Here is a 12,920-nt window from a genome sequence, read left to right as displayed (position 1 = left end):
TGCGCATGACCGGATGGGGCCGGCGCATACTTGCGGCACGGTCCCCCATGCCTGGCCCGCGCCGGAGGCCGCATGACCCCGCTGCACTCGATCCGCACCAAGCTGGTGGCGGCGGTGATGGCCACGACCCTGGCGGCGCTGCTGGTGTCGGTCGCGATCATCATCGGCTACGACCTGCGCAGCTATCACCGCACCCTCACCAACGACATGGCGACCCAGGCCGAGCTGGTCGGGCACATGACCTCGGCCGCGCTGACCTTCGACGACCCGCGCCTGGCCAACGAGAACCTGGCGCTGCTGCGCACCCGCCCGCAGGTGCGCGCCGCCGCGATCTACGACGCCGGCGGCGAATTGTTCGCGTCCTACCAGGCCGCCGGCGAAGGGCGCGCCTTGCCGCGCCGGCTGGCGGGCGCACCCGGCACCGAGGGCAACGATCTCGTGATCCACCACCGCATCGCCGAGAACGGCGACACCCTCGGCACGGTCTACCTGCGCGCCGAGAACCAGCTGATGGAACGCACCCTGAGCTACCTGAGCATCGCCGCCGGCGTGACCATGCTGGCAATGGGCATAGCCTACCTGCTGGTGCGCCGCATGGGGCATGTGGTGACGGCGCCGATCGTGGCCATTACCGAGATCGCGCGCGACGTCGTCGCCACCCGCGACTATTCGCGCCGGGCGCCGCGCATCAGCGACGACGAAGCCGGCGAGCTGGTCGATTCCTTCAATGCGATGCTGACCGAGATCGAGGGCCGCACGCGCGAGCTGGAAACCTCCAGCGCCGAGATCGCGCACGAGGTGCAGGAGCGCTCGCGCGCCCAGCAGGAAGTGATGCGCCTGAACGAGCAGCTCGAGCACCGCGTGGACGAGCGCACCCTGCAGCTGGCGCTGGCCAATGCCGAACTGGCCAATGCCATCGAGGAAGCGAGGCGCGCCAACCAGGCCAAGTCGGCCTTCCTGTCGTCGATGAGCCACGAGCTGCGCACGCCGCTCAATGCGATCCTGGGCTTTGCCCAGATCCTCACGTCCGACAGCTTGCCCTCGACGCTCGAACAGAAAAAGGAATTCGCCAACCACATCCTGAAATCCGGCCGCCACCTGCTCACGCTCATCAACGAAATCCTCGACCTGGCCAAGGTGGAATCGGGCACGGTGACGCTGTCGATGGAGCCGGTGGCCCTCGCCGACACGCTGCTCGAATGCCGCGCCATGGTGGCGCCGATAGCTGCCGCGCGCGGCGTGCGCGTGCTGTTCCCGGAAGCGCCCGGCGCGGTGGTGCTGGCCGACCGCACCCGCCTGAAGCAGGTGCTGCTCAATTTGCTGTCGAATGCGGTGAAATACAACCGCGAGGACGGCGCCGTGGTCCTCACCTGCGAGCAGGTGGCCCCGAACCGGCTGCGCATGGCGGTGCAGGACACCGGCGTCGGCCTGGATGCCGAACAGGTGGCGAGCCTGTTCCAGCCCTTTAACCGGCTCGGCCAGGAAGGCGGCAACCAGGAGGGCACCGGCATCGGCCTGGTGGTCACCAAGCGCCTGGTCGAACTGATGGGCGGGGACATCGGCGTGACCAGCAGCCCCGGCGTGGGCAGCGTGTTCTGGATCGAGCTGGCCACTACGGCCCCCCTGGTCGTCCCGGTGCACGAGGGCGCGCAGGCGCTGCCGGCGCTGCCGACCCTGCCGCGCGACGGCGAGCCGCATGTGATTTTGTACGTCGAGGACAACCCGGCCAACCTGCGCCTGGTGGAAGAAATCGTGCGCTTCCGCGACGACCTGCGCCTGCTGTCGGCGCCCGACGGGCATGTCGGCCTGTCGCTGGCGCGCTGCTACCATCCCGAGATCATCCTGATGGACCTGAACCTGCCCGGCATGAGCGGCATCGACGTGCTCAGGCAGCTGCGTTCCGATCCGCTGACGGCCGCCATTCCCGTGATCGCCCTCACCGCCAACGCCATGCCGCGCGATATTGAACGCGGCCAGGCGGCGGGCTTCAACCGTTACCTGACCAAACCGATCGACATCGACAAGTTCACCGAAGCGATCAACAGTACGCTGGCGGTACTCCATCCCGTGGGAGCGCTGCCGGCCGAAAGGAAGGCCGAATGATTTCATTGTCCGACATCCGCCACGCGCGCATCCTCGTGGTGGACGACGAACCCGTCAACGTCCAGCTGCTGGAATACCTCCTCAAGACCACCGGCTACGAAAACGTCCTGAGCACGAACGACCCGCGCCAGGTGGTGTCCCTGCACCTGAAGCACCGCTTCGACCTGATCATCCTCGACCTGCACATGCCCGGCATGGACGGCTTCGACGTGATGGAAGCGCTCAAGCCGCTCGAGAGCGATTCCTGGCTGCCGGTGCTGGCGGTGACGGCCGAGCCGGACAAGAAGCTGGCCGCGCTGGAAGCCGGCGCGCGCGACTTCATCGGCAAGCCTTTCGACACGGTCGAGGTCATGACGCGCATCCGCAACCTGCTGGAAGTGCGGCTGCTGCACCGCGAATCGCAGGATTACGGCGTGGGGCTGGAACGCGAGGTGCGCGAACGCACCGCTGAACTGGCGCGCTTTCGCGGCGCGATGGACGCCACGCCCGATGCGATCTTCCTGATCGACACCGCCAGCATGGCGATGGTGGACGTGTCCGACGGCGCCTGCCGCATGCTGGGTTTCTCGCGCGAGGCGCTGCTGCGGATCGACCCGGTGGCGCTGGGCCTGGGCACGCGCGAGCTGCTCGAGCGCCACCTGGCGGCCGACGCGCCTGCCGCCAGGGCATTTGCCGGCGGCGAAGGCGACAAAGCCGAGCCGGCGCCGCGCTTCGACGCCATGCCGGGCGATATCGTCGAAACCGAATTGCTGCGCGCCGGCGGGCAGGGCGCGGTGCCGGTGGAGATCAGCTGGAAGCTGCAGGATCTGGGAAAGAACCGCATGCTGATCGCGGTGGCGCGCGACATCAGCGAACGCCTGCATGCCCAGCAGCGCATGCTCCACCTGAAGCATTACGACGCGCTCACCGGGCTGCCGAACCGTACGCTGTTCTTCGAGAACCTGAACGATGCGATCGAACTGGCGCGCGACAAGAACTGGCGCGTGGCGGTGCTGTGCATCACGCTCGACCGCTTCAAGATCATCAACGATTCGCTCGGCACCGAGCTCGGCGACGAGCTGCTGGGCCAGTTCAGCAACCGCCTGGTCCGCGTGGTGCGCCTGCGCGAATCGGTGGGCCGCCTGGGCGGCGACGAGTTCGCGCTGTTCCTGACCATGACGCGCGACCAGCAGGAAGCCGTCAACATGGCCAACGAAGTGCGCGACGCGCTGCGCGCGCCCTTCGACCTGCACGGCCAGCAGGCGGCCCTCACGGCCAGCATCGGCATCGCCATGTATCCGGAAGACGCGCTCGATCCGGGCACCCTGGTGAAATACGCCGATGCCGCCATGGTGCGCGCCAAGGAAGCGGGGCGCGACGGCTACCGCTTCTTCACCGCCGGCATGAACGTGCAGGTGCTGGCGCGCCTGGACCTGGAGCTGGCCCTGCGCGGCGCGCTCGAGGATAAGCAGTTCGTGCTGTACTACCAGCCCAAGCTCGAGCTCAACACCGGGCGCGTCTCGGGCATGGAAGCGCTGCTGCGCTGGAACCGGCCGGACTTCGGGCTGGTCTATCCGGCCGAATTCGTGCCGATCATGGAAGAGACCGGGCTGGTGGTGCGGGTCGGCGACTGGATCGTCGACGAGGCCTGCCGCCAGATCGCCGCCTGGAACAAGGAAGGCGTGCGCGACGTGCGCGTGGCGGTGAACGTGTCGAGCCGCCAGTTCGTCGAGGGCGACCTGGAGGGCGTGATCCGCGCCGCGCTCGAACGGCATGGGGTGGAGCCGGCCTTGCTGGAACTGGAGCTGACCGAGAGCGCGCTGATGTCCAATGCCGAGCACACCATCGAGGTGCTGGGGCGCCTGCGCGAGCTGGGCATCCGCATCGCGATCGACGACTTCGGCACCGGGTACTCGAGCCTGGCCTACCTCAAGCGCTTCCCGATCGACAAGCTCAAGATCGACATCGCGTTCGTGCGCGACATCGTGACCAATCCGGACGACGCGGCCATCGCGCTGGCCATCATCAGCATGGCGCACAGCCTGCACATGCAGGTGATCGCCGAAGGCGTGGAAACGCGGGCCCAGATGGCGTATTTGCGGCGCAACCGCTGCGACGAGATCCAGGGCTTCCATTTTTCGCGCGCACTGCCGGCGGCGGACGCGGCGCGCCTGGTGCAGGGCAACCGCGCCCAGCCCGACACCCCGCCTTCGCACGACGACAAGGTGCAGACCCTGCTGATCGTCGACGACGACGTCAACGTGCTCACCTCCCTGCACCGCCTGTTCAGGCGCGACAACTACCGCGTGCTGACGGCATCGTCACCGGCCGAGGGCTTCGACCTGCTGGCGCTGTACCGCGTGCAGGTGATCCTGTGCGACCAGCGCATGCCGGTCATGAGCGGCACCGAATTCCTCAGCAAGGTCAAGGAGATGTATCCAGAGACGATCCGCATCATCCTGTCGGGCTACACGGGCGTGGAAACGGTGCTCGATTCGATCAACCGCGGGGCGATCTACCGGTTCTATACCAAGCCCTGGCATGACCTGCAGCTGAGGGAAAATATCCGGCTGGCGTTCCGGCATTACTGGCTGACGTATGGGCCGTATGATGATCGGAAGGAGCCGCGGGAGGAGGATTCGAATGCCGCCTGACTGCGTGGGCAAGTTTCTTGCCCACGCGCTCAACCGAAGTGATCCCACCCGCTCAGCTTGAGATCAAGCGGCGCACCATCCGCATCGACGAGCTTCAACCCGGCCTGCGCCTCGATCCGCCCAACGCGCGTCACCGCCGTCCCACTCGCACGCCCCGCCTCCAGCACCGCCTCGCGATTGCTGACGGGGGCCGTAAAGCACAACTCGTAATCATCCCCGCCCGCCAGCGTGAACCGCCGCCGCAGGCCCGACGCCTGCCGCGCCAGCACGGGGCCTGCCGGCAGCGCATCGACGTCCAGCGTCGCACCCACCCGCGAAGCCGCGAGGATATGCCCCAGGTCCCCCACCAGCCCATCCGAGATGTCGAGCGCGGCATGCGCGATTGGCTGTGCAGCCAGCGCCAGCCCGAGCGCCACCCGCGGCGTCGGCATGTGCATGCGCTGCGCCGCCTGCGTGTGATCTTCCGCGCCCAGCGTCACTTCCTTCCACGCCACGCCCAAGGCCAGGCGTGCATCGCCCAGCGTCCCGGAAATCCAGATATCGTCGCCCACCCGCGCCGCATCGCGCCGCAGCGCGTGGCCCGGCGTGATCTCGCCGAACACGGTGATGCAGATGTTCAGCGGCCCCTTGGTGGTGTCGCCCCCCACCAGTTCGCAGCCATGCGCATCGGCCAGTTCGAACAGTCCGCGCGAGAAGCCTTCCAGCCAGACGGGATCTGCGGCCGGCAGCGCCAAGGCCAGCGTGAAGGCGACGGGGCGTGCGCCCATCGCCGCCAGGTCCGACAGGTTCACGGCCAGGCTTTTATGCCCGAGCATGAAGGGATCGGCGCCGGCGAAGAAATGCCGGTCCTCGACCAGCATGTCGGATGAAATGGCCAGCTGGCGTCCCGGGGTGGGCGTGAGCAGGGCGCAGTCGTCGCCGATGCCCAGAATGGCGCGGCCGGGTCGCTCGCGTTTGAAAAACTGCCTGATGAGGTCGAATTCGGAAAGCATGGACGGATTGTACTGCCCGCGCCGGCTTGGTACTGCGATAACAATATCGACATGGATGGCGGCGCTATGGTGATCGCACTATTAGTTCGGCAACTAAATCGGCTCGATATATTTGCTCAGCTTCTAAATCGGTGGGTCCCCTGTTGAAAATACGTAGCCTTTGATAAGTGCCCGTCTGATAAAATTGGAGGTTCCCCTCTAGTATCAGGAAGGCTGCCCAGCATGGATTCGTCATCGGACAAAAAAGAAGAATTGCGTCAACAACTGCGTGCTGCAGCGCTCGAGTATCACCAGATTCCCCGCCCCGGCAAGATCAGCGTCACCCCGACCAAGGGCCTGCTGAACCAGCGCGATCTCGCGCTGGCCTATTCGCCGGGCGTGGCCGCGCCGTGCGAAGAAATCGTCAAGGACCCGGCCAATTCGTTCAAGTACACCGCGCGCGGCAACCTGGTCGCCGTGATCACCAACGGCACCGCCGTCCTTGGCCTGGGCAATATCGGCCCGCTGGCCTCCAAGCCGGTCATGGAAGGCAAGGGCGTGCTGTTCAAGAAATTCGCGGGCATCGACGTCTTCGACATCGAGATCAACGAGAACGACCCGGACAAGCTGGTCGACATCATCGCCTCGCTCGAACCGACTTTCGGCGGCATCAACCTCGAAGACATCAAGGCGCCCGAGTGCTTCTACATCGAGCGCCAGCTGCGCGAGCGCATGAAGATCCCGGTCTTCCACGATGACCAGCACGGCACCGCGATCATCGTCGGCGCGGCCATCCTGAACGGCCTGAAGGTCGTGAACAAGGACCTGAAAAACTGCAAGCTGGTGGTCTCCGGCGCCGGCGCGGCGGCGCTGGCCTGCCTCGACCTGATCGTCGACCTCGGCTTCCCGATCGAGAACATTTTCGTCACCGACCTGGCCGGCGTGGTCTACAAGGGCCGCGCAGAGCTGATGGACCCGGACAAGGAACGCTTCGCGCAAGATACGCCACACCGTTCCCTTAGCGAAGTCATTCCCGGCGCCGACATCTTCCTCGGCCTGTCGGCCGGCGGCGTCCTGAAGCAGGACATGGTCGCCGCGATGGCGCCGAACCCGCTGATCCTGGCGCTGGCCAACCCGAATCCGGAAATCCTGCCGGAAGACGTGAAAGCCGTGCGCAGCGACGCGATCATCGCCACCGGCCGTTCGGACTATCCGAACCAGGTCAACAACGTGCTCTGCTTCCCGTACATGTTCCGCGGCGCCCTCGATTGCGGCGCCACGACCATTACGCGCGAAATGGAAATCGCGGTGGTGCATGCGATCGCCGACCTGGCCCACGCCGAGCAGTCGGACATCGTGGCTTCGGCCTACGGCATCACCAACCTGTCCTTCGGCCCGGAATACCTGATCCCGATGCCCTTCGATCCGCGCCTGCTGACCCATATCGCCCCGGCGGTGGCCAGGGCCGCGCAGGAAGGCGGCGTGGCCACGCGCCCGATCGCCGACATGGATGCCTACGCCGAGACCCTGCAGCAGTTCGTCTACCGCAGCGGCACCTTCATGAAGCCGCTGTTCTCGGTGGCCAAGGCGGCCCAGGCCGAGATCAAGCGCATCGTCTACGCCGAGGGCGAGGACGAGCGCGTGCTGCGCGCGGTGCAGGTGGTGGTGGACGAGAGGCTGGCGCGCCCGATCCTGGTGGGCCGCCCGGCGGTCCTGGAACAGCGCATCGAGAAATTCGGCCTGCGCCTGAAGCTTGGCGAGCACTTCGACGTCATCAACCCGGACTTCGACGAGCGTTACCGCGACTACTGGCAGACCTACCACCAGATGGTAATGCGCAAGGGCGTGACCGCGGACATGGCCAAGCTGGCCATGCGCCGCCGCCATACCCTGATCGGCGCGATGATGATCCACAAGGGCGACGCCGACGGCATGATCTGCGGCACCTACGGCACCACCTGGACCCACCTGGAATTCATCGACAAGGTGCTGGGCAAGCGGGCAGGCACCAACGTGTACGCGGCGATGAACATCGTCATCACGCCGGAGCGCCAGCTGGCGATCCTCGACACCCACGTCAACGAGAACCCGAACGCCGAGGAAATCGCCGAGATGACGATCATGGCGGCCGAGGAGCTCGAGCGCTTCGGCATCACGCCGCGCGTGGCGCTGCTGTCGCACTCCAACTTCGGCACCTCGAACGGCGAGTCGGCCGTGAAGATGCGCGCCGCGCTGGCGCTGGTGCAGCAAAGGGCTCCCGGCCTGGAGATCGACGGCGAGATGCACGGCGATGCCGCGCTCGATTCGAAGATGCGCGCCAAGATCATGCCGCAGTCGACGCTCAAGGGCGACGCCAACATGCTGGTGATGCCGAATATCGACGCCGCCAACATCTCCTACAACCTGCTCAAGACGGCGGCCGGCAACGGCATCGCCGTCGGCCCGGTGCTGCTGGGCTGCGCGCGTCCGGTGCACATCCTGACCCCGTCGGCGACGGTGCGCCGCATCGTCAACATGACCGCGCTGTGCGTGGTCGACGCGGTGTCGCAGCGTTAAGCAGCAATCGTCACCTTGGGGCGGCACCGGGCGTGGTCCCGGTGCCACGTCCGCGCGCGGCCGATTTTGGGCTGCGCCAGACGGGAATGTCGGAAAACTTCACCATTTGTCTTCGCACAAATACAACGGTAACAAACCGTAAGCGGGCGACGTACCCCAGCCGTTTCAAGGCATAATGGCTGAATATCCGTTGCTTTTCTTGCACGACTTTCTAACGTGCAAGGGTGTGAGTTTCCCCTCTCTGTTACAATCCCGGCTCGTCATTTGTCTGGCGGCCTGCGAGACCATCTTCTAGAATCCAAGAACATGCAAACAACAAAAAGAGCCCTGATCACTGGCATCACCGGCCAGGATGGCGCCTACCTGGCGCAGATCCTCCTGGAAAAAGGTTACCACGTGACCGGCACCTATCGCCGCTCCAGCTCCGTGAACTTCTGGCGTATCGAAGAACTTGGTATCGAGAAGCACCCGAATTTGTCCCTGGTCGAATACGACCTGACCGACCTGTCCTCGAGCATCCGCCTGGTCGACAAGGCGCAGCCACACGAAGTCTACAACCTCGCGGCGCAGAGTTTTGTCGGCGTGTCCTTCGAGCAGCCGGTGGCCACCGCCTCGATCACCGGCATCGGCGCGGTCAACCTGCTGGAAGCCATCCGCATCGTCAACCCGAAGATCCGCTTCTACCAGGCGTCCACCTCCGAAATGTTCGGCAAGGTGCAGGCCGTCCCGCAAATCGAAGACACCCCGTTCTATCCGCGCAGCCCGTATGGCGTGGCCAAGCTGTACGCGCACTGGATGACCATCAACTACCGCGAGTCCTACGACATCTTCGGTTCCTCGGGCATCCTGTTCAACCACGAGTCGCCGCTGCGCGGCCGCGAGTTCGTCACCCGCAAGATCACCGATTCGGTCGCCAAGATCGTCCTGAACAAGCTCGACGTGCTCGAGCTGGGCAACCTCGACGCCAAGCGCGACTGGGGCTATGCCAAGGAATACGTCGAAGGCATGTGGCGCATCCTGCAGGCCGACCAGCCGGATACCTTCGTGCTGGCCACCAACCGTACCGAGACCGTGCGCGACTTCGTCACCATGGCCTTCAAGGGCGCCAACATCGACCTGGAATTCACCGGCGCCGGCGAAGACGAAACCGGCCACTGCGCCCGTACCGGGAAGACGCTGGTGCGCGTCTCGCCCAAGTTCTACCGCCCGGCCGAAGTCGAGCTGCTCATCGGCGACCCGGCCAAGGCGAAAAAGGTGCTCGGCTGGGAGCCGAAGACCACGCTCGAAGAGTTGTGCCAGATGATGGTCGACGCCGACCTGCGCCGCAACGAAATCGGCTTCTCGTTCTGATATGGAGCGCGTGGCCACGGGTGACATCCCGGCATTCATCGGCGGACGGGAAGGCGAGGGGCGCCGCGCGCTCATTACGGGCCTGCGCGGCTTCACCGGCCATTACCTGGCGCAGGAGCTTACCGCCGCCGGCTACCGTGTCTACGGCACCGTCATGCCGGGCGAAGAACTCGGCCCGGACATATTTGCGCTCGACCTGTGCGACCGCGAAGCCGTCGCCCGCATGGTCGACGAAGTCCAGCCCGATGTCGTCGCCCACCTGGCCGGCATCGCCTTCGTGGCGCATACCAACTCCGAACTGATCTACCGCGTCAACGTGGTCGGCACGCGCAACCTGCTCGAGGCGCTGGCTGCTGGCCAGCACCGCCCGACCAGCGTGCTGCTGGCTTCGTCGGCGAATATCTACGGCAACGCCGACGTCCCCCTCATCGACGAGAACGTGGCGCCGGCGCCGGCCAACGACTACGCCGTCAGCAAGCTGGCCATGGAATACATGGCGCGGCTGTGGATGGACAAGCTGCCGATCACCATCGCGCGGCCATTCAACTACACAGGCGTCGGCCAGGCGGAGAACTTCCTGCTCCCCAAGATCGTCTCGCACTTCCGCCGCGAAGAACGCCGCATCGAGCTGGGCAACCTGGCGATCGCGCGCGACTTCTCCGATGTGCGCATGGTCTCGCGCGCCTACCGCCGCCTGCTGGCCGTGGCGCCGAGCGGCGAAGCCTTCAACGTCTGCTCCGGGTCTTCGCACTCGCTGGCCAACCTGATCGACATGATGAGCGAAATCGCCGGCTACCACATCGAGGTGCACGTCAACCCGGCCTTTGTCCGCGCCAACGACGTGCTCACGCTGGCCGGCAGCAACAGCAAGCTGACCGCCGTCATCGGCCAGCTCGAACCGACGCCGCTGTCCGAGACGCTGCGCTGGATGTACCTGGCGTGAGTGGCGGCGGTCTCACCGTCGGACTCGGGACGACCATGATCGAACCGGGCCTGACCGGCGGCCGCCTCGACGGCATCGGCGTGTACACCCACGCCCTGATGCGCCACCTCCCACGTACCGGCTGCACGGTGCTGCCCTATTCCTGGCCGCGCCTGCGCGGCGGCAGTGACGGCATCAGCATTGGCCGGCCGCTGCCGCAATCCTTCGAAGCCGCTTCGCTGATCGACCTGGCGACCCCGAGCGCCCATCGCGTGCACATGCCGGCCGACCTGTTCCACGTCACCGACTACCGCATCGTGCGCATGGACTGCCCGGTGGTGGCGACCCTGCACGACGCGCTGCCGATCAAGTATCCGGAGTGGTGCAACCCGCGCCTGCGCAGCGTCAAGAACTGGCTGCAGCGCAAGGCCACCGCCAAGGCCGACCACGTGATCGCGCTTTCGCATTTCGCCATCGACGAGCTGGTGGAGTGCTTCGGCGTGAACCCGAACCGGGTCTCGGTGGTGTATTGCGGCGTGGACGACGAATGGCTCGAGCCCCCGATCGAGGCCGACGTGGCCGCGACCCTGGCCAAATACAAGCTCATGCCCGGCTACTTCCTCACGGTCGGCACCCTGCAGCCGCGCAAGAACGTCGGCCGCCTGCTCGACGCCTGGCTGATGCTGCCGAAAGCGCTGCGCGAGGAGCGCGCGCTGGTGGTGGTGGGCGCGCGCGGCTGGCGCTGCGAAGAGCTGGTGTCCAGGCTCGAGCAGGCGCGCGCCGATGGCGAGAACATCGTCTGGCTCGACAAGCTCACCGACCAGGCAGAGCTGCGCCACCTGTTCCTGGGCGCCGGCGTATTCGCCTTCCCGTCGCTGTACGAAGGCTTCGGCATCCCGGTGGTGGAAGCCTTCGCCTCGCGCGTGCCGGTGGTGGCCTCGAACGCCAGCTCGCTGCCGGAAGTCACGCAAGGCGCGGCGCTCGAGGTCGATCCGCTCGACGTGGGCGAACTGGCCGCCGCCCTGCAGACCCTGGCCCTTGATGGCGCCGAGCGCGCGCGCTGTATCGCGGCCGGGCGCGCGCGCGCCGAACAACTCACCTGGCACGCCACCGCACGGCAGACCGCCGCGGTGTACCGAACCGTTCTTTCGCAGTAAGCTTCCAACATGCGTGTCCTTCATTTCTACAAGACGTACTATCCGGACTCGGTGGGCGGCATCGAACAGGTGATCCGCCAGCTGTGCGTCGGCACGACGCGCCTGGGCGTGACCAATACCGTGCTGTCGCTCTCGCGCCAGAAAGACCTCGCGCCGATCCAGTTCGACGGCCACACCGTGCACCGCGTGCCGCTCAATTTCGAGATCGCCTCGAATGCCTGCTCGGTACAGGCGCTGGGCGCGCTGGCGCGCATGGCCAATGAGGCCGATGTCGTGCACTACCACTTCCCCTGGCCCTTCATGGACATGGCGCACTTCATCTCGCGCGTGAAGAAGCCGACGGTGGTCAGCTACCACTCCGACATCGTGCGCCAGAAGCACCTGCTGCGCCTGTACCAGCCGCTCAAGCACCGCTTCCTGCGCAGCGTCGACAGCATCGTCGCGGCCTCGCCGAACTACCTGGCCTCGTCGCCGGTGCTGGCGCGCTACCGCGACAAGACGCGCGTGATCACCTACGGCCTCGATAAAACCACCTATCCAAGCGCCGACCCCTGCCGCCTGGCGCACTGGCGCGCGCGCGTGGGGCCGAAGTTCTTCCTGTTCGTGGGCGTGCTGCGCTACTACAAGGGCCTGCATATCCTGCTCGAGGCAGCCAAGGGGCTCGACTACCCGATCGTGATCGTCGGCACCGGCCCGGAAGAGCAGGCGCTGAAGGAACAGGCCGCGCGCCTGGGCTTGAGCAACGTCGTGTTCACCGGCGCGCTGGACGAAGCCGACAAGGCGGCGCTGCTCACGCTGTGCTACGCGCTCGCTTTCCCTTCGCACCTGCGTTCGGAAGCCTTCGGCATCTCGCTGCTGGAGGGCGCGATGTACGGCAAGGCCATGATCTCCTGCGAGATCGGCACCGGCACCACCTATATCAACATCGGCGGCGAGACCGGCCTGGCCGTGCCCCCATCCGACCCGCAGGCCCTGCGCGGCGCCCTGCATACGCTGTGGGAAAACCCCGAGCTCACGCGCCGCATGGGCGCGCAGGCCGAGGCCCGCTATCACGAGCTGTTCACGTCCGAGCAGATGGCGGCCAATTACACGGCCCTGTACCAGGAGCTGGTGGCGCGCAAGGCGCCGGCCAGTGCGGGAGGAAATGTCGGGCTGGCTGGATTACCACCTACCCCGTAGGGTGGGCGGGTCCCCCGCCCGCGCGTTCGACCGGACGATGCTCTGCCGC

The 12,920-nt window shown here is 66.2% G+C and carries 8 protein-coding genes; 7 read left to right on the top strand and 1 reads right to left on the bottom strand.

Translation table 11 applies throughout. The annotated features are described in order from the left end of the window. The first annotated feature begins 72 nt into the window (after window positions 1-72). Window positions 73-2,103 (top strand): sensor histidine kinase, YfiR-like protein-associated, encoded by a 2,031-nt coding sequence (locus AC56LR_RS01965; RefSeq protein WP_497126815.1) that lies wholly within the window; start codon window positions 73-75, stop codon window positions 2,101-2,103. Then, window positions 2,100-4,736 carry an EAL domain-containing protein gene (locus tag AC56LR_RS01960; RefSeq protein ID WP_497126813.1) on the top strand — a complete coding sequence of 879 codons (2,637 nt, stop codon included), beginning with the start codon at window positions 2,100-2,102 and terminating at the stop codon, window positions 4,734-4,736. Before AC56LR_RS01965 ends, AC56LR_RS01960 begins: the two co-directional genes overlap by 4 nt. Before the next feature lie 29 nt (window positions 4,737-4,765). Here the strand turns inward: AC56LR_RS01960 and thiL are convergent, their stop codons facing one another. Further along, the gene (gene thiL / locus AC56LR_RS01955; protein ID WP_497126811.1) at window positions 4,766-5,728 is read right to left on the bottom strand and encodes a thiamine-phosphate kinase; all 963 of its coding nucleotides are present in this window, start codon (window positions 5,726-5,728) and stop codon (window positions 4,766-4,768) included. Window positions 5,729-5,950: 222 nt separating this feature from the next. Here thiL and AC56LR_RS01950 point away from each other — a divergent pair, with 222 nt between their 5' ends. The 5 genes from AC56LR_RS01950 to AC56LR_RS01930 all read left to right on the top strand — a co-directional run bounded on the left by AC56LR_RS01950 (window position 5,951) and on the right by AC56LR_RS01930 (window position 12,871). Further along, entirely contained in the window at window positions 5,951-8,263 is a 2,313-nt protein-coding gene (locus AC56LR_RS01950; protein ID WP_497126809.1) for an NADP-dependent malic enzyme, read from the top strand. Window positions 8,264-8,569: 306 nt separating this feature from the next. Beyond that, complete coding sequence (gene gmd / locus AC56LR_RS01945; protein ID WP_497126807.1) at window positions 8,570-9,613, top strand: GDP-mannose 4,6-dehydratase; 1,044 nt, start codon at window positions 8,570-8,572, stop codon at window positions 9,611-9,613. Window position 9,614: 1 nt separating this feature from the next. After that, window positions 9,615-10,556 (top strand): GDP-mannose 4,6-dehydratase, encoded by a 942-nt coding sequence (locus AC56LR_RS01940; RefSeq protein ID WP_497126805.1) that lies wholly within the window; start codon window positions 9,615-9,617, stop codon window positions 10,554-10,556. Between the two features lie 35 nt (window positions 10,557-10,591). After that, window positions 10,592-11,692, top strand: a complete 1,101-nt coding sequence (locus AC56LR_RS01935) for a glycosyltransferase family 4 protein (protein WP_497126803.1) — start codon at window positions 10,592-10,594, stop codon at window positions 11,690-11,692. A 9-nt stretch (window positions 11,693-11,701) separates the two neighbouring features. Further along, window positions 11,702-12,871: a glycosyltransferase family 4 protein gene (locus AC56LR_RS01930; RefSeq protein WP_497126801.1), complete on the top strand. Its 1,170-nt coding sequence runs from the start codon at window positions 11,702-11,704 to the stop codon at window positions 12,869-12,871. Window positions 12,872-12,920: the final 49 nt, after the last annotated feature.

It is taken from the genome of Telluria sp. ZT3P39 (assembly GCF_059685935.1).
The sequence above is the reverse complement of the archived record's forward strand: the minus strand, read 5'-3'. Positions and strand labels throughout refer to the sequence as shown.